Origin of the sequence: Cedecea neteri (assembly GCF_000758325.1) — a bacterium.
GTDB classification, from domain to species: domain Bacteria; phylum Pseudomonadota; class Gammaproteobacteria; order Enterobacterales; family Enterobacteriaceae; genus Cedecea; species Cedecea neteri_B.
Genome location: NZ_CP009459.1, coordinates 1,226,184 through 1,243,115 on the forward strand (window position 1 = coordinate 1,226,184; position 16,932 = coordinate 1,243,115).

Annotated in this window: 13 protein-coding genes, 3 tRNA genes and 2 rRNA genes; 15 read left to right on the plus strand and 3 right to left on the minus strand. The window is 53.5% G+C overall.

Annotated elements, in window-relative coordinates; genetic code table 11:
- Nucleotides 1–3: 3 nt before the first annotated feature.
- The 5 genes from LH86_RS05760 (at nt 4) to LH86_RS05780 (ending at nt 3,664) form a co-directional block, all read left to right on the plus strand.
- Nucleotides 4–79: transfer RNA gene (locus LH86_RS05760), tRNA-Glu, on the plus strand.
- A gap of 212 nt (nt 80–291) precedes the next feature.
- Nucleotides 292–3,197: ribosomal RNA gene (locus tag LH86_RS05765) — 23S ribosomal RNA — on the plus strand.
- A gap of 92 nt (nt 3,198–3,289) precedes the next feature.
- Nucleotides 3,290–3,405 (plus strand): 5S ribosomal RNA (gene rrf, locus LH86_RS05770).
- A gap of 55 nt (nt 3,406–3,460) precedes the next feature.
- A tRNA-Asp gene (locus LH86_RS05775) sits at nt 3,461–3,537 on the plus strand.
- 51 nt (nt 3,538–3,588) lie between these two features.
- A tRNA-Trp gene (locus tag LH86_RS05780) sits at nt 3,589–3,664 on the plus strand.
- Between the two features lie 79 nt (nt 3,665–3,743).
- Here LH86_RS05780 and hdfR read toward each other — a convergent pair.
- Nucleotides 3,744–4,568: an HTH-type transcriptional regulator HdfR gene (hdfR, locus tag LH86_RS05785; protein ID WP_039299218.1), complete on the minus strand. Its 825-nt coding sequence runs from the start codon at nt 4,566–4,568 to the stop codon at nt 3,744–3,746.
- Nucleotides 4,569–4,687: 119 nt separating this feature from the next.
- On the opposite strand from hdfR, the gene LH86_RS05790 reads away from it, so the two are divergent.
- On the plus strand, nt 4,688–5,026 hold the full coding sequence (locus tag LH86_RS05790) for a DUF413 domain-containing protein (protein ID WP_039289198.1): 339 nt from the start codon (nt 4,688–4,690) through the stop codon (nt 5,024–5,026).
- Nucleotides 5,027–5,050: 24 nt separating this feature from the next.
- Here the strand turns inward: LH86_RS05790 and LH86_RS05795 are convergent, their stop codons facing one another.
- Nucleotides 5,051–6,571 carry a YifB family Mg chelatase-like AAA ATPase gene (locus LH86_RS05795; RefSeq protein WP_039299221.1) on the minus strand — a complete coding sequence of 507 codons (1,521 nt, stop codon included), beginning with the start codon at nt 6,569–6,571 and terminating at the stop codon, nt 5,051–5,053.
- 353 nt (nt 6,572–6,924) lie between these two features.
- Here LH86_RS05795 and ilvL point away from each other — a divergent pair, with 353 nt between their 5' ends.
- From ilvL to ilvA, 6 genes are all read left to right on the plus strand, one after another.
- The gene (gene ilvL / locus LH86_RS21920; protein ID WP_071530467.1) at nt 6,925–7,023 is read left to right on the plus strand and encodes an ilv operon leader peptide; all 99 of its coding nucleotides are present in this window, start codon (nt 6,925–6,927) and stop codon (nt 7,021–7,023) included.
- Nucleotides 7,024–7,163: 140 nt separating this feature from the next.
- Nucleotides 7,164–8,810: an acetolactate synthase 2 catalytic subunit gene (gene ilvG / locus LH86_RS05800; RefSeq protein WP_039299224.1), complete on the plus strand. Its 1,647-nt coding sequence runs from the start codon at nt 7,164–7,166 to the stop codon at nt 8,808–8,810.
- Nucleotides 8,807–9,064 (plus strand): acetolactate synthase 2 small subunit, encoded by a 258-nt coding sequence (gene ilvM, locus LH86_RS05805; protein ID WP_016538957.1) that lies wholly within the window; start codon nt 8,807–8,809, stop codon nt 9,062–9,064. The genes ilvG and ilvM overlap by 4 nt, the downstream gene beginning before the upstream one ends.
- Before the next feature lie 19 nt (nt 9,065–9,083).
- Nucleotides 9,084–10,013: a branched-chain amino acid transaminase gene (locus LH86_RS05810; RefSeq protein WP_039299227.1), complete on the plus strand. Its 930-nt coding sequence runs from the start codon at nt 9,084–9,086 to the stop codon at nt 10,011–10,013.
- A gap of 73 nt (nt 10,014–10,086) precedes the next feature.
- A complete protein-coding gene (gene ilvD, locus LH86_RS05815) occupies nt 10,087–11,937 on the plus strand; it encodes a dihydroxy-acid dehydratase (RefSeq protein ID WP_039289202.1) in 1,851 nt (616 codons plus the stop codon).
- Between the two features lie 2 nt (nt 11,938–11,939).
- Nucleotides 11,940–13,484, plus strand: a complete 1,545-nt coding sequence (ilvA, locus tag LH86_RS05820) for a threonine ammonia-lyase, biosynthetic (protein WP_039289203.1) — start codon at nt 11,940–11,942, stop codon at nt 13,482–13,484.
- Here ilvA and ilvY read toward each other — a convergent pair.
- Nucleotides 13,481–14,398, minus strand: coding sequence for an HTH-type transcriptional activator IlvY (gene ilvY, locus LH86_RS05825; protein WP_331280743.1), 918 nt, complete (start codon nt 14,396–14,398; stop codon nt 13,481–13,483). The genes ilvA and ilvY overlap by 4 nt on opposite strands.
- Before the next feature lie 141 nt (nt 14,399–14,539).
- Here ilvY and ilvC point away from each other — a divergent pair, with 141 nt between their 5' ends.
- From ilvC to LH86_RS05840, 3 genes are all read left to right on the plus strand, one after another.
- Complete coding sequence (ilvC, locus tag LH86_RS05830) at nt 14,540–16,015, plus strand: ketol-acid reductoisomerase (protein WP_008455576.1); 1,476 nt, start codon at nt 14,540–14,542, stop codon at nt 16,013–16,015.
- Nucleotides 16,016–16,104: 89 nt separating this feature from the next.
- Nucleotides 16,105–16,545 carry an Rrf2 family transcriptional regulator gene (locus LH86_RS05835; RefSeq protein ID WP_034807977.1) on the plus strand — a complete coding sequence of 147 codons (441 nt, stop codon included), beginning with the start codon at nt 16,105–16,107 and terminating at the stop codon, nt 16,543–16,545.
- Nucleotides 16,542–16,919 carry a hypothetical protein gene (locus LH86_RS05840; protein ID WP_039289206.1) on the plus strand — a complete coding sequence of 126 codons (378 nt, stop codon included), beginning with the start codon at nt 16,542–16,544 and terminating at the stop codon, nt 16,917–16,919. Before LH86_RS05835 ends, LH86_RS05840 begins: the two co-directional genes overlap by 4 nt.
- Nucleotides 16,920–16,932 lie beyond the last annotated feature (13 nt).

Here is a 16,932-nt window from a genome sequence, read left to right on the forward strand (position 1 = left end):
AGTGTCCCCTTCGTCTAGAGGCCCAGGACACCGCCCTTTCACGGCGGTAACAGGGGTTCGAATCCCCTAGGGGACGCCACTTGCTGGTATGTAAGTGAAAGTTGCGTGCCGTTATATCTCAAAGCTGACTTGAAAGAGTCATGTTTGAGATATTTGCTCTTTAACAATCCGGAACAAGCTGAAAATTGAAACGACATGTCGTCTCATTCTTCCGTAATAAAGAATGAGGTTAAGACATGTTCGAGTCTCTCAAATTTTCATAATCTGAAGCGAAACATCTTCGGGTTGTGAGGTTAAGCGACTAAGCGTACACGGTGGATGCCCTGGCAGTCAGAGGCGATGAAGGACGTGCTAATCTGCGATAAGCGTCGGTAAGGTGATATGAACCGTTATAGCCGGCGATTTCCGAATGGGGAAACCCAGTGTGATTCGTCACACTATCATTACGTGAATACATAGCGTAATGAAGCGAACCGGGGGAACTGAAACATCTAAGTACCCCGAGGAAAAGAAATCAACCGAGATTCCCCCAGTAGCGGCGAGCGAACGGGGAGCAGCCCAGAACCTGAATCAGTTTGTGTGTTAGTGGAAGCGTCTGGAAAGTCGCAGGGTACAGGGTGATACTCCCGTACACTAAAATGCACAGGCTGTGAGTTCGAAGAGTAGGGCGGGACACGTGGTATCCTGTCTGAATATGGGGGGACCATCCTCCAAGGCTAAATACTCCTGACTGACCGATAGTGAACCAGTACCGTGAGGGAAAGGCGAAAAGAACCCCGGCGAGGGGAGTGAAAAAGAACCTGAAACCGTGTACGTACAAGCAGTGGGAGCCTCTTTATGGGGTGACTGCGTACCTTTTGTATAATGGGTCAGCGACTTATATTCTGTAGCAAGGTTAACCGTATAGGGGAGCCGCAGGGAAACCGAGTCTTAACTGGGCGTTAAGTTGCAGGGTATAGACCCGAAACCCGGTGATCTAGCCATGGGCAGGTTGAAGGTTGGGTAACACTAACTGGAGGACCGAACCGACTAATGTTGAAAAATTAGCGGATGACTTGTGGCTGGGGGTGAAAGGCCAATCAAACCGGGAGATAGCTGGTTCTCCCCGAAAGCTATTTAGGTAGCGCCTCGTGAACTCATCTTCGGGGGTAGAGCACTGTTTCGGCTAGGGGGCCATCCCGGCTTACCAACCCGATGCAAACTACGAATACCGAAGAATGTTATCACGGGAGACACACGGCGGGTGCTAACGTCCGTCGTGAAGAGGGAAACAACCCAGACCGCCAGCTAAGGTCCCAAAGTCATGGTTAAGTGGGAAACGATGTGGGAAGGCACAGACAGCCAGGATGTTGGCTTAGAAGCAGCCATCATTTAAAGAAAGCGTAATAGCTCACTGGTCGAGTCGGCCTGCGCGGAAGATGTAACGGGGCTAAACCATGCACCGAAGCTGCGGCAGCGACACTATGTGTTGTTGGGTAGGGGAGCGTTCTGTAAGCCGTTGAAGGTGAACTGTGAGGTTTGCTGGAGGTATCAGAAGTGCGAATGCTGACATAAGTAACGATAAAGCGGGTGAAAAGCCCGCTCGCCGGAAGACCAAGGGTTCCTGTCCAACGTTAATCGGGGCAGGGTGAGTCGACCCCTAAGGCGAGGCCGAAAGGCGTAGTCGATGGGAAACAGGTTAATATTCCTGTACTCGGTGTTACTGCGAAGGGGGGACGGAGAAGGCTATGTTAGCCGGGCGACGGTTGTCCCGGTTTAAGCATGTAGGCGGGAAGTTTAGGTAAATCCGGACTTCTGTTAACGCTGAGGTGTGATGACGAGGCACTACGGTGCTGAAGTAACAAATGCCCTGCTTCCAGGAAAAGCCTCTAAGCATCAGGTAACATTGAATCGTACCCCAAACCGACACAGGTGGTCAGGTAGAGAATACCAAGGCGCTTGAGAGAACTCGGGTGAAGGAACTAGGCAAAATGGTGCCGTAACTTCGGGAGAAGGCACGCTGTCGTTAGGTGAAGGGATTTACTCCTGGAGCTGAAGGCAGTCGAAGATACCAGCTGGCTGCAACTGTTTATTAAAAACACAGCACTGTGCAAACACGAAAGTGGACGTATACGGTGTGACGCCTGCCCGGTGCCGGAAGGTTAATTGATGGGGTTATCCGTAAGGAGAAGCTCTTGATCGAAGCCCCGGTAAACGGCGGCCGTAACTATAACGGTCCTAAGGTAGCGAAATTCCTTGTCGGGTAAGTTCCGACCTGCACGAATGGCGTAATGATGGCCAGGCTGTCTCCACCCGAGACTCAGTGAAATTGAAATCGCTGTGAAGATGCAGTGTACCCGCGGCAAGACGGAAAGACCCCGTGAACCTTTACTATAGCTTGACACTGAACATTGAGCCTTGATGTGTAGGATAGGTGGGAGGCTTTGAAGCGTGGACGCCAGTCTGCGTGGAGCCAACCTTGAAATACCACCCTTTAATGTTTGATGTTCTAACGTAGACCCGTGATCCGGGTTGCGGACAGTGTCTGGTGGGTAGTTTGACTGGGGCGGTCTCCTCCTAAAGCGTAACGGAGGAGCACGAAGGTTAGCTAATCACGGTCGGACATCGTGAGGTTAGTGCAAAGGCATAAGCTAGCTTGACTGCGAGAGTGACGGCTCGAGCAGGTGCGAAAGCAGGTCTTAGTGATCCGGTGGTTCTGAATGGAAGGGCCATCGCTCAACGGATAAAAGGTACTCCGGGGATAACAGGCTGATACCGCCCAAGAGTTCATATCGACGGCGGTGTTTGGCACCTCGATGTCGGCTCATCACATCCTGGGGCTGAAGTAGGTCCCAAGGGTATGGCTGTTCGCCATTTAAAGTGGTACGCGAGCTGGGTTTAGAACGTCGTGAGACAGTTCGGTCCCTATCTGCCGTGGGCGCTGGAGAATTGAGGGGGGCTGCTCCTAGTACGAGAGGACCGGAGTGGACGCATCACTGGTGTTCGGGTTGTCATGCCAATGGCATTGCCCGGTAGCTAAATGCGGAAGAGATAAGCGCTGAAAGCATCTAAGCGCGAAACTTGCCCCGAGATGAGTTCTCCCTGACCCTTTAAGGGTCCTGAAGGAACGTTGAAGACTACGACGTTGATAGGCTGGGTGTGTAAGCGTAGCGATACGTTGAGCTAACCAGTACTAATGATCCGTGAGGCTTAACCTTACAACACCGAAGGTGTTTTAGAGAGATTTTCAGCTTAGTTCAGGATTAGATTGATGGTTATGCGCGAGCATAACGGTCAATAACAGAATTTGCCTGGCGGCCGTAGCGCGGTGGTCCCACCTGACCCCATGCCGAACTCAGAAGTGAAACGCCGTAGCGCCGATGGTAGTGTGGGGTCTCCCCATGCGAGAGTAGGGAACTGCCAGGCATCAAATTAAGCAGTAAACCGGAGCAACAAACCGGTAGTTGTAGAAAAATTCGGTGGAGCGGTAGTTCAGTCGGTTAGAATACCTGCCTGTCACGCAGGGGGTCGCGGGTTCGAGTCCCGTCCGTTCCGCCACTTATTAAAATTAAGCCTGCTGTTTAAGCAGGCTTAATAGTAGGAAAATTTAGGGGCGTAGCTCAGTTGGTAGAGCACCGGTCTCCAAAACCGGGTGTCGCGAGTTCGAGTCTCTCCGCCCCTGCCATATATAATCCTTTGCTTAGGCAAAGGATTTTTTTTGTCCAAAATCCCTCTCCTTTATATTCTTAGCTATTAAAAGCGCATTACTGCGCCTTTAATGGTGTCTTCAATAATTCTTTGATAACACTCTGTTTGTCCGTGTTTTGTAACCAGATAGCATACAATGGTCTGGACAGCGTTGTGCTTTCAGGGACAGGCCAGATCCCGGATTGTTCTTTTGCCCACTCAATCGGCAGGAAGGTGTAACCGTTAAGTTCAGAGATCAGCTTGCAGGCTATTTTTGCTGAACTGGTAGTTAATACCGGAATATCATCACTTCCAATGAGCTCGGCCTCATGTTGGTGAAAATCCGCCCCCCACTCGATGCGTAAATAGTTGAGAGGAGTTTTACGGCTTTCCGCGGCAGGACCATAAAGTCCCATGCTGAAATAGCCCAGCAACTGGCTGGAGAATTCATCCATTTTGGGTGCTTCAGTTGTGAGTAATAAATCCAGCTGGCGCTCATGAAGCTGTTTAACGAGTGATTGACGTTGTGCAATTCGTGCTTCGAACTGCAGGCCATTATGCTGTTGATAAAGCGCAATTAGCCATTCAGAAAGCATGCATTCCCAAAGTGATGCGCTGGCACCAAGCGTGAGCTGATTATGCTGAGAAGTATGTGATACCTCTTTTTTCGCTGCTAACCACGTATTCATCAGGTTTTCTGCGTAGGGCAGCAGGCGTTCCCCGGCACTTGTCAGCCGTATGTTATTGCGATGGCGGGTAAAAAGGTTTACGCCAAGCTGATTTTCGAGCTGTCGGATGCGAAAGCTTACCGCAGATTGCGTCAAATAAAGTGCTTCTGCGGCGCGACCAAAGTGCCGTGTTCTGCTAACTTCCAGGAAGGTTTTAAGTAATTCGGTGTCCACGGCTCACTCCAAAAAATAATTTGTCGTTATGATTTAAATGTTTTGTTTTACACTCTGTCAAGCGTAACTAATACTCCGCGCCATAAATAGCTCGGCCAAGAAAATCAGGAGCGTGTAGGATGGCGGAAAGCTTTACGACGACCAATCGGTTTTTCGACAATAAACATTATCCACGTGGGTTTGCTCGTCATGGTGATTTCACCATCAAAGAGGCACAGCTGTTAGAACGTCACGGTTTTGCGTTCAATGAGCTGGATCTCGGTAAGCGCGAACCAGGCACTGAAGAAGAAGTGCAGTTTGTTGCCGTATGCCGTGGTGTGCGCGAGCCTGCTACTGAAGCGGAACGTGTTTGGAGCAAGTACATGGCGCGTATTAAACGTCCAAAACGTTTTCATACCCTGTCTGGCGGTAAACCGCAGATGGATACGGTTGAAGACTACAGCGATAGTGATGATTAAAAAATGGGGCGAAAGCCCCGTTTTTTATTCAGCCAGTCTGTGCAAATGCAGGAGCAGCCGATCAATTGTTCGATAGCTTAGTGCTTCCTGGAGATGTGTCCGAGTAATACTCTCGCAATGCTCGATATCTGCGATGGTACGCGAGACTTTCAGAAGACGTTGCCATGCCCTGACCGACAGACCCAGCTTGAGTAATGTTTCCTCCAGCCAAACGGCATCATCCGGTACAAGTGCACAGTGTTCGCGGATCTCATGGTTGCTGAGCCGGGCATTCAGCTTGTTCTGCCGGAAGAGTTGCCTGTTACGTGTCTCCATTACCCTCGTTCTTATTACCTCACTCTTTTCTTCATAATGATTTGTTTTGCTCAGCATTCCTGCAGGGAGAAGCGGGATATCCACTGAGAGGTCGAAGCGGTCGAGAAAAGGGCCTGAGAGTCGATTCATATAGCGTAAAGTCTGCTGGGGCGTGGCACGGTTATGTTTGCCCTCGAAGTGCCCTGTAGGGCTGGGATTCATCGCCGCGATAAGTTGAAAATCTGCGGGGTAGGTAATTTTTGCGCGGGTGCGAGAGATATGAATCTCGCCTGATTCAATAGGTTCCCTGAGCGAGTCCAGTACGCGGCGCTCAAACTCAGGTAATTCATCCAGAAATAACACGCCGTTGTGCGCTAACGAAATTTCTCCTGGCTGCGGAATAGCCCCGCCGCCCACGACAGAAGTTAAAGAGGCACTATGATGGGGGGCCCTGAACGGACGCTGACGCCAATGGCGATGCAGATGTGAAGATTGCACCAGGCTCAGAATGGCAGCGCTCTGTAATGCTTCAGCATCGTTCAAAGGAGGAAGGAGCGTATTGAGCCGGCTCGCCAGCATGGTTTTGCCCGTTCCCGGTGGGCCTATCAGTAACAGGTTATGCCCGCCAGCCGCCGCAATTTCCAGGGCTCGTTTTCCCTGGCTTTGCCCAATAATCTCGTTCATGTCTTCTGTGTTATCCGCTTGCCACAGTGCAGGGCTAACCGGAGTGCGGAGGTCGTGTTTTCCTTCCAGCCAGGCGCATACCTCGGTCAGATGCGTGGCCACAAAGCAGCCCGGTTTAGCGATCAGGCCAACTTCTTCCTCATTTTCGGCTGCGACCACGACTTCTCGCCCCGCATTCAAAGCCTCCATAGCGGATGATATGGCGCCGGAAACCCCACGTAGTTCACCCGTTAGCGCAAGCTCACCGATAAACTCAAGCTGGGCTAGCCTGGGCGTATTTAGCTGCTCAGAGGCAACCAGCAGCGCCAGAGCAATCGGCAAATCGTATCTGCCACCTTCTTTAGGAAGATCTGCCGGAGCAAGGTTAATGGTGATTTTACGTGCCGGAAACGTATAACCGCTATTGATCAATGCGCTTCTGACTCGATCCCGGGCTTCTCTCACGGTAGTTTCAGGCAGGCCGACAAGCGTAAGCCCCGGTAAACCTGCACTGATATGTACTTCAACCGTAACCTGAGGGGCGTGAACGCCGAGTGCTGCTCTGGTGTAGACAACCGACAGTGACATTTTTCCTCCGTGAAAAACTTCATTCTGCCGCGTCAATAAAAGATTAAATATTGTTCTTTTGATGTATCGGGAAGCATCTCCCTGACTTTTTTATCCGCTTTCTTTTTTACAACACTGGCTGCGAAGCCGATCGCAGAACAATAACTTTTTACTGGTATTACGCAGAAAATACCCTCAGCAGACCAGTTTTATGAATTATTTTCACTTTCTCGTTATGCACTGAAATTAAATAGTTTTTATGCTAATTAATTTCAACGATGATCTTTTCGTCATAAAAAAATATTGTGCTTTACGTCAACTCTGTGATAACTCTGTAGGCATTACTTCGAACTAGACGTTAGAACATACAGAAAATGACAGCCCTTCTACGAGTGATTAGCCTGGTCGTGATTAGCGTGGTGGTGATTATTATCCCACCGTGCGGGGCTGCACTTGGAGAAAGAAAGGCTTAAAAATCAAGCCTGAATCGAAAAGAACCCCCGCACCGAAAGGTCCGGGGGTTTTTTGTTGACTGAAGAATGTGAAGCGAGGAACAGAGTATGTGTTGCAGAATAAAATGCTGTTTCTCCGGTAATGAGACGGGGAACTAACTATGAATGGTGCACAGTGGGTAGTACATGCGTTGCGAGCGCAGGGTGTTGAAACAGTTTTCGGTTATCCTGGTGGCGCGATTATGCCGGTCTACGACGCGTTGTACGACGGTGGTGTGGAACATCTACTGTGTCGCCATGAGCAAGGTGCGGCCATGGCGGCCATTGGTTATGCCCGCTCAACCGGCAAAACCGGTGTGTGTATTGCCACTTCTGGCCCCGGCGCGACCAACCTGTTGACCGGCCTTGCTGACGCACTTTTAGATTCTGTTCCCGTTGTTGCCATCACCGGCCAGGTGGCTGCGCCTTTGATCGGGACTGACGCTTTCCAGGAAGTTGACGTCCTTGGCCTGTCGCTCGCCTGCACCAAACACAGTTTCCTCGTCGAATCCCTTGATGAATTGCCGCGTGTCCTTGCTGAGGCATTTGAGATTGCTAATTCTGGTCGTCCAGGTCCTGTTCTGGTCGATATTCCAAAAGATATTCAGTTAGCTATCGGCGAGCCAGAGGCCTGGTTATCTGCCGTTGAAGGTGATGCAGACCTGCCGTTGGCTGAATTGCAGCAGGCCCGTGAAATGCTCGCTCAGGCCAAAAAGCCGATGCTTTACGTTGGCGGTGGCGTTGGGATGGCACAAGCGGTTCCGGCGCTCCGTGAGTTTATTTCCGTCACGGGTATGCCTTCCACTGTCACTCTCAAAGGGCTGGGTGCCGTCCCTGCCGACCATGCGTTTTATACCGGTATGTTGGGAATGCATGGTACCAAAGCGGCAAACCTCGCCGTGCAGGAATGCGATCTGCTGTTGGCCGTCGGCGCTCGTTTCGATGACCGCGTCACCGGGAAGCTGAATACCTTTGCTCCGCACGCCAAAGTTATCCACATGGATATAGATCCTGCGGAGCTGAGCAAGCTGCGCCAGGCGCATGTCGCGTTGCAGGGGCCGCTGAACCAGCTTTTACCTGCCTTGCAACAGCCGTTGCACATTGCTTCCTGGCAGCAGCATATCGCGGCCCTGAACGAAGAACACCAGTGGCGCTACGATCATCCGGGCCAGGCTATCTATGCTCCCCTGCTGCTGAAACAGCTCTCCGATCGCAAATCAGCAGAAGCCGTTGTGACTACCGACGTAGGCCAGCATCAGATGTGGACCGCACAGCACATGACCTTCACTCGCCCGGAGAACTTCATCACTTCCAGCGGGCTTGGCACGATGGGCTTTGGTTTACCCGCCGCCGTTGGCGCCCAGGTTGCAAGGCCGGAAGATACGGTTATCTGTGTCTCCGGCGATGGCTCTTTCATGATGAACGTTCAGGAGTTGGGCACCATCAAGCGCAAGCAGCTGCCGGTCAAAATCCTGCTGCTCGATAACCAACGTCTGGGCATGGTGAGGCAGTGGCAGCAGCTGTTTTTTGAAGAGCGCTACAGTGAAACCACCCTGACCGACAACCCCGATTTCCTCACGCTGGCCAGCGCCTTTGGCATTCCAGGCCAGCATATCACCCGTAAAGACCAGGTAGAAGCCGCGTTAGACGCCCTGCTGAACAGCGACGGCCCGTACATGCTTCACGTCTCGATCGATGAGTACGAAAACGTCTGGCCGTTGGTACCGCCCGGTGCCAGTAACTCGCAAATGCTGGAGAAATTATCATGATGCAACATCAGCTCGCAGTACAGGCTCGCTTCCGCCCGGAAACGTTAGAACGTGTTTTACGCGTGGTGCGTCATCGTGGCTTCCAGATCTGCGCGATGAATATGGCCGCGGCGGGGAATACCGACAATATTAATATTGAATTGACCGTTGCTAGCCTGCGGCCAGTCGAATTACTGTTTACTCAATTAAGCAAGCTGGTTGACGTTGCCTGCGTTGAAATCCAGCAACCAACATCACAACAAATCCGCGCCTGAGCGTAAAAGGAAGAGAACAATGACGACCAAGAAAGCTGATTACATCTGGTTCAATGGCGAGATGACTCCGTGGGGAGAAGCGAAAGTTCACGTAATGTCCCACGCGTTGCACTACGGTACTTCGGTCTTCGAAGGCATCCGTTGCTACGACTCGCACAAAGGGCCAGTGGTGTTCCGTCATCGTGAACACATGCAGCGCTTGCGTGACTCAGCAAAAATCTATCGCTTCCCGGTATCGCAAAGCGTTGATGAGCTGATGGAAGCCTGCCGCGCGGTTATCCGTAAAAACAACCTCACCAGCGCTTACATCCGCCCTCTGGTCTTTGTTGGCGACGTAGGTATGGGCGTTAACCCGCCGGAAGGGTACACCACCGACGTGATCATTGCGGCCTTCCCGTGGGGCGCTTATCTGGGCGCTGAAGCGTTGGATCAGGGGATTGATGCAATGGTCTCTTCCTGGAACCGTGCGGCACCAAACACCATTCCAACCGCAGCAAAAGCAGGCGGTAACTACCTTTCTTCTCTGCTGGTCGGCAGCGAAGCCCGTCGCCACGGCTATCAGGAAGGGATTGCGCTTGATGTGAACGGCTTCCTTTCTGAGGGCGCGGGTGAAAACCTGTTCGAAGTGAAAGATGGCGTGATCTACACCCCTCCATTCACCTCTTCCGCACTGCCGGGCATTACCCGTGATGCCATTATCAAGCTGGCAAAAGACCTGGGCATTGAAGTCCGTGAGCAGGTGCTGTCGCGTGAATCTCTGTACCTGGCCGACGAAGTCTTTATGTCCGGTACCGCCGCCGAAATCACCCCGGTACGCAGCGTAGACCGCATTCAGGTGGGTGAAGGCCGCTGTGGCCCGGTCACCAAACGTATTCAACGGGCATTCTTTGGCCTGTTTACCGGCGAAACCGAAGACAAGTGGGGCTGGCTGGATCAGGTAAACCCGTAAGTCTTAAACAAAAATATAATCAGGCGGGCGGCAACTGACCGCCTGCTACCCGACAGACTGGAGTAAATAAAGCATGCCTAAGTATCGTTCCGCCACTACAACCCACGGCCGCAATATGGCGGGTGCCCGCGCGCTGTGGCGCGCAACGGGGATGACCGACGCCGATTTCGGCAAACCGATCATTGCGGTCGTCAACTCCTTTACCCAATTCGTACCAGGCCACGTTCACCTGCGCGATCTGGGTAAACTGGTTGCCGAGCAAATCGAAGCCTCCGGCGGCGTAGCGAAAGAGTTCAACACCATTGCGGTGGATGACGGTATCGCGATGGGGCATGGCGGCATGCTCTATTCCCTGCCGTCCCGCGAGCTGATTGCCGACTCGGTTGAGTACATGGTGAACGCCCACTGCGCCGATGCCATGGTTTGTATCTCCAACTGCGACAAAATCACCCCAGGGATGCTGATGGCCTCGCTGCGCCTGAACATTCCGGTGATCTTCGTTTCCGGCGGCCCGATGGAAGCCGGGAAAACTAAACTTTCCGACCAGATCATCAAGCTGGATCTGGTCGATGCGATGATTCAGGGTGCGGACCCGAAAGTTTCTGACGAGCAAAGCGAGCAGGTTGAGCGCTCCGCGTGCCCAACGTGCGGCTCGTGTTCAGGGATGTTCACCGCCAACTCCATGAACTGCCTGACCGAGGCGCTGGGTCTGTCTCAGCCGGGTAACGGTTCACTGCTGGCGACGCACGCCGACCGCAAAGAGTTGTTCCTGAACGCGGGTAAACGCATTGTTGAACTGACCAAGCGCTATTACGAGCAGGATGATGCCACCGCGCTGCCGCGTAGCATCGCCAGCAAAGAAGCATTCGAGAACGCCATGACGCTGGATATCGCCATGGGCGGCTCCACTAACACCGTTCTGCACCTGCTGGCTGCCGCGCAAGAAGCTGAAATTGACTTCACCATGACCGACATTGACCAGCTGTCCCGCAAGGTTCCACAGCTGTGTAAAGTCGCGCCAAGCACCCAGAAATACCATATGGAAGACGTGCACCGTGCCGGTGGCGTGCTCGGTATTCTCGGCGAGCTGGATCGCGCCGGGTTGCTGAACCGCGAAGTGAAAAACGTGCTTGGCCTTTCCCTGCCGCAGACGCTGGAACAATACGATGTGATGCTGACCAAAGACGAGGCGGTGAAAACCATGTTCCGCGCGGGTCCGGCGGGCATTCGTACTACCCAGGCCTTCTCGCAGAGCTGCCGCTGGGACACGCTGGATGACGATCGCGCTAACGGTTGTATTCGCTCCCTGGAAAATGCCTACAGCAAAGACGGCGGCCTGGCCGTTCTGTACGGCAACTTCGCGGAAAACGGCTGTATTGTTAAAACTGCTGGCGTGGATGAAGGCAGCCTGGTATTCCGTGGCCCGGCCAAGGTTTATGAAAGCCAGGACGATGCGGTAGAGGCAATCCTCGGCGGAAAAGTGGTGGCGGGTGACGTGGTTGTTATTCGCTACGAAGGGCCGAAAGGTGGGCCTGGCATGCAGGAAATGCTCTACCCAACCACCTTCCTGAAATCTATGGGACTGGGTAAAGCCTGCGCGCTGGTCACCGACGGCCGTTTCTCCGGCGGGACCTCGGGTCTGTCGATCGGCCACGTTTCTCCGGAAGCAGCCAGCGGCGGCAATATCGCCCTGATTGAAGACGGCGATATGATTGCCATCGATATCCCTAACCGTGGTATTCAGCTGCAGCTTACCGATCAGGAAATGGCTGCACGTCGCGAAGCGCAGGAAGCTCGCGGTGACGCAGCCTGGACTCCTCGCAATCGTGAACGTCAGGTTTCCTTTGCCCTGCGTGCCTACGCCAGCCTCGCCACCAGTGCGGATAAAGGCGCTGTGCGCGATAAAAGCAAGCTTGGAGGCTAATTATGGCTGAGTCACAACCGCTACCCGATGCCCCCGGCGGAGCCGAGTATCTGCGCGCGGTATTGCGCGCGCCGGTTTACGAAGTCGTGCAGGTAACGCCGCTGCAAAAAATGGAAAAGCTTTCTTCGCGCCTTGATAACGTCATTCTGGTTAAGCGTGAAGATCGCCAGCCTGTGCATAGCTTCAAGCTGCGCGGGGCTTATTCGATGATTGCGGGCCTGAACAGCGAGCAAAAAGCCTGTGGCGTGATCACCGCTTCTGCGGGAAATCACGCGCAGGGCGTGGCGCTTTCGTCCACGCGATTGGGTATTAAGTCGCTGATCGTTATGCCTGTGGCTACTGCGGATATCAAAGTCGATGCTGTGCGGGCCTTCGGAGGCGAAGTGTTGCTGCATGGCGCGAATTTCGATGAGGCAAAAGCCAAAGCCATCGAACTTTCTCAGCAGCAAGGTTTCACCTACGTGCCTCCGTTTGACCATCCGGCAGTTATCGCCGGGCAGGGTACGGTTGCGCTGGAACTGCTGCAGCAGGATGCGCATATCGATCGCGTATTCGTGCCGGTTGGCGGCGGTGGCCTGGCGGCAGGCGTAGCGGTTCTGATCAAGCAACTGATGCCGCAAATCAAAGTGATTGCGGTTGAGGCCGAAGATTCTGCCTGCCTGAAAGCGGCGCTGGATGCCGGGCATCCGGTTGAGCTGCCGCGCGTAGGGTTGTTTGCCGAAGGCGTTGCAGTTAAGCGCATCGGCGACGAAACCTTCCGCGTGTGTCAGGAATACCTGGATGACATCATCACCGTGGACAGCGATGCTATCTGCGCGGCGATGAAAGATTTGTTCGAGGATGTGCGTGCTGTCGCCGAGCCATCAGGCGCGCTGGCGCTGGCGGGGATGAAAAAGTACGTCCAGCAGCACAACATTCGTGGTGAACGCCTGGCGCATGTGTTGTCTGGCGCAAACGTGAATTTCCACGGGCTACGTTATGTCTCTGAGCGCTGTGAACTGGGCGAGCAGCGGGAAGCGCTGCTGGCGGTCACCATTCCAGAGCAAAAAGGCAGCTTCCTGAAGTTCTGCCAGCTGCTGGGCGGTCGATCTGTCACCGAGTTCAACTACCGCTACGCCAGCTCCGACGATGCCTGCATTTTTGTTGGGGTGCGTCTGACTCGCGGGCTGGAAGAGCGTAAAGAGATCATCGCTCAGCTTAGCGAAGGCGGCTACGGCGTGGTCGATCTCTCTGATGACGAAATGGCGAAGCTACATGTTCGCTACATGGTGGGCGGCCGGCCTTCGAAGCCGCTGCGCGAACGGTTGTACAGCTTTGAGTTCCCGGAATCACCGGGAGCGCTGCTGAAGTTCTTGAGCACGCTGGGAACGCACTGGAACATTTCCCTGTTCCACTACCGTAGCCACGGCACTGACTACGGTCGTGTGCTGGCGGCGTTTGAGTTAGGTGAGAATGAACCAGACTTCGAAACCCGGCTCAACGAACTGGGTTACGAATGCCACGACGAAACCCAGAACCCGGCGTTCCGCTTCTTCCTGGCCGGTTAATGGCTGCCGGGTAGAAGCTTCCAGAACGCGCTGATAAGCGGCTCATTGAGCCGCTTTTTTTGTACGCAAACGCCCAGTTCAAATGGCGCTTTCTCATCGTTACGTTCCAGAACCAGCACGCGGTTGCGCACCGGTTCCGGGCTGTTTTCCAGCACGATTTCCGGGATCAACGCGACCCCACATCCCAGCGCCACCATCGACACCATCGCTTCGTGGCCGGCGACGGTAGCGTAAATTACCGGGTTACTGATTTTCTGGCGGCGGAACCACAGTTCGATACGGCGGCGAACGGGCCCTTGTTCGGGCATGATAAACGGAATTTTGGCCCAGTCTGGTTCTGGTCGGCTTACCTGCGCCCTGACAGGGCATGGCAAAGCGGGGGCGATCAAGGCCACGGATAAATTTTCCAGCATCGAGAAAGCCACGCCAGGCGGAAGGGATTCTGGTTTTCCGGCGATCGCCAGGTCGGCTTCATTGGAATCAACTTTTTCTACCGCATCCGCCGCGTCTCCCGTGGTCAGCTTAATTTCAACGGAAGGATGTTCAGCCCGGAAGCGGTCCAGAATGGGCGGCAAATGGCTGTATGCGGCGGTCACCGAGCAAAACAGATGCAGCTCTCCGCTCAGGGAAGGACCTTGCTGGCCAAGCGTGTGGCGCATCTGCTGATATTGCAGCAGCGTGTGCTGGGCAAACTGCCTTAATTGCTCACCGGCTTCGGTCAGCGTCACGGTGCGGTTATCACGCAAAAACAAAGGTTGCCCGAGGTCGTCCTCCAGCCGCTGGATTTGGCGCGAAAGTGTGGACGGTGAGACGTGCATGGCGCGTGCGCTACGCCCAAAATGGCGGCTTTCAGCCAGATGCAGAAAGGTTTTCAGATCGCGTAAATCCATGGTCATCAAGCCTCGTTTTTGCATTGCAATAATTGCAACGCGACGTTGTTAATATATCAATTTAAGCAACGCATTTCCTGTCATATAGTGGGTTCATTCCAGGCAGCACGACACGGCTGCAGAGCCCTTACAATAAGCACAACACGACACATACGGAGTTCTACGATGGCTAATTATTTCAACACTTTGAACCTGCGTCAGCAGTTAGCGCAGTTGGGTAAATGTCGCTTCATGGGGCGCGATGAATTCGCCGATGAAGCAAGCTACCTCAAAGGTAAAAAAGTCGTCATCGTCGGCTGCGGTGCTCAGGGTCTTAACCAGGGCCTGAACATGCGCGACTCCGGGCTGGATGTTTCCTATGCCCTGCGTGCGGAAGCTATCGCCGAGAAGCGTGCTTCCTGGCGTAAAGCGACCGAAAACGGTTTCAAAGTGGGTACTTACGAAGAGCTGATCCCGCAGGCGGATCTGGTTGTTAACCTGACGCCAGACAAACAGCACTCCTCCGTTGTTCAGGCCGTACAGCCGATGATGAAAGACGGCGCGGCGCTGGGCTACTCCCACGGTTTCAACGTGGTTGAAGTCGGTGAAACCATTCGTAAAGACATCACCGTAGTGATGGTAGCACCTAAGTGCCCGGGCACCGAAGTGCGTGAAGAATACAAACGTGGTTTTGGTGTGCCAACGCTGATCGCGGTTCACCCTGAAAACGATCCTAAAGGCGAAGGCATGGCGATTGCCAAAGCCTGGGCTGCAGCAACCGGTGGCCATCGTGCTGGCGTGCTGGAGTCTTCCTTCGTGGCGGAAGTTAAGTCTGACCTGATGGGCGAGCAGACTATCCTGTGCGGTATGCTGCAGGCCGGTTCTCTGCTGTGCTTCGACAAGCTGGTGGCAGAAGGGACTGATGCTGCGTATGCAGAAAAACTGATTCAATTCGGCTGGGAAACCATCACCGAAGCGCTGAAGCAGGGCGGGATCACGCTGATGATGGACCGTCTGTCCAACCCGGCAAAAATCCGCGCTAACGCGCTGTCTGAGCAGCTGAAAACCATCATGGCTCCGCTGTTCCAGAAACACATGGATGACATCATCTCCGGCGAGTTCTCCTCCGGCATGATGGCTGACTGGGCTAACGATGATAAGAAACTGCATACCTGGCGTGAAGAGACCGGCCAGACTGCTTTCGAAACTGCGCCGCAGTTTGAAGGTAAGATTTCCGAGCAGGAATACTTCGATAAAGGCGTGGTAATGATCGCCATGGTGAAAGCGGGCGTTGAGCTGGCCTTCGAAACCATGGTTGACGCTGGCATCATCGAAGAGTCTGCATACTATGAGTCCCTGCACGAGCTGCCGCTGATTGCTAACACCATTGCTCGTAAGCGCCTGTACGAAATGAACGTGGTTATTTCTGATACCGCTGAGTACGGTAACTACCTGTTCTCCTACGCGGCTGTTCCGCTGCTGAAAGAGTTCATGACCACGCTGCAGCCGGGCGATCTGGGTAAAGAGATCCCAGCCGCTGCGGTAGACAACGCTCAGCTTCGTGACGTCAATGAAGCCATTCGCAGCCACGAAATCGAAAAAGTGGGTCAAAAACTGCGTGGCTATATGACTGATATGAAACGCATTGCTGTTGCTGGCTAATGTGTTTTTGAAATGAAAAAGGCGCTTCGGCGCCTTTTTTTGTGTCTGCTATCTTGCCGCCTCTCTTTTTATGTAATATTGTAAGTTACATGAAAATAAATAACTCCTTCTCAGCAACTTTGCACATCCTGCTTCACCTCGAGCAGATGGACAAACCGCTCACATCGGAACAAATGGCCGCCTTTATCGACGGCAATCCGGCGTTTATCCGTAAAGTGCTCGCCGGTCTGCGCGAGAACAACATCGTCTGCTCAACCAAAGGCCACCACGGCGGCTGGAGGCTCTGCCGCCCGGCTAGCGAAGTGACGCTGCTGGATATTTATCTGGCGCTGGGATCGCCGGGTCTGTTTGCGCTAGGTAACCGCAATGAAAATCCGCAATGCCTGGTGGAGCAGGGAGTCAATCGAGTGATGTCCGAGACGTTTACCGCCGCTGAAGAGCTGGTGCTGGCGCGGTTTAAAAGCCTGACGTTGCAAGATATCGGGAGCGAATTTATTAGCTATTTCAATGAAAAGGGGCACGAGGAATGATTTCAACCTTAACCACGGATCTGCCAGTTTGTCTGATGATCGCCCTGGCCGCCGCCAGTATTTCAATGACGATAACCCAAACTGAACTGTTTGCAGGATTGCGCAGCTGGACGGCGAAAAAGCATGCGATGCTGGGCCATCTCTTTCAATGTTTCTACTGCCTTAGCCACTGGGTCGTGTTTGCCGGTATGCTGATTTACCGCCCCTATTTGCTGCACAGCGGGATGCCGGTGATCGACTGGATTATGACGGCGTTTATTACCCTCACGCTGACCACTTTCGTTAACGGCATTATTTTTAAAGTGTTCCAGATGGCGGTCGGCACGCATTTGCTGAAGCATGAAGCCCAGCAGACGCTGCAGTCGACAAAATAAAGAAAAGGCCGGA

What these genes read in the sequence shown, in the direction of transcription:
- LH86_RS05790 (WP_039289198.1), top strand. Translation starts at nt 4,688, where the DNA reads ATGGCGGAAAGCTTTACGACGACCAATCGGTTTTTCGACAATAAACAT.
- LH86_RS05795 (WP_039299221.1), bottom strand. Translation starts at nt 6,571, where the DNA reads ATGTCACTGTCGGTTGTCTACACCAGAGCAGCACTCGGCGTTCACGCC.
- ilvL (WP_071530467.1), top strand. Translation starts at nt 6,925, where the DNA reads ATGACAGCCCTTCTACGAGTGATTAGCCTGGTCGTGATTAGCGTGGTG.
- ilvG (WP_039299224.1), top strand. Translation starts at nt 7,164, where the DNA reads ATGAATGGTGCACAGTGGGTAGTACATGCGTTGCGAGCGCAGGGTGTT.
- ilvM (WP_016538957.1), top strand. Translation starts at nt 8,807, where the DNA reads ATGATGCAACATCAGCTCGCAGTACAGGCTCGCTTCCGCCCGGAAACG.
- LH86_RS05810 (WP_039299227.1), top strand. Translation starts at nt 9,084, where the DNA reads ATGACGACCAAGAAAGCTGATTACATCTGGTTCAATGGCGAGATGACT.
- ilvD (WP_039289202.1), top strand. Translation starts at nt 10,087, where the DNA reads ATGCCTAAGTATCGTTCCGCCACTACAACCCACGGCCGCAATATGGCG.
- ilvA (WP_039289203.1), top strand. Translation starts at nt 11,940, where the DNA reads ATGGCTGAGTCACAACCGCTACCCGATGCCCCCGGCGGAGCCGAGTAT.
- ilvY (WP_331280743.1), bottom strand. Translation starts at nt 14,398, where the DNA reads ATGCAAAAACGAGGCTTGATGACCATGGATTTACGCGATCTGAAAACC.
- ilvC (WP_008455576.1), top strand. Translation starts at nt 14,540, where the DNA reads ATGGCTAATTATTTCAACACTTTGAACCTGCGTCAGCAGTTAGCGCAG.
- LH86_RS05835 (WP_034807977.1), top strand. Translation starts at nt 16,105, where the DNA reads ATGAAAATAAATAACTCCTTCTCAGCAACTTTGCACATCCTGCTTCAC.
- LH86_RS05840 (WP_039289206.1), top strand. Translation starts at nt 16,542, where the DNA reads ATGATTTCAACCTTAACCACGGATCTGCCAGTTTGTCTGATGATCGCC.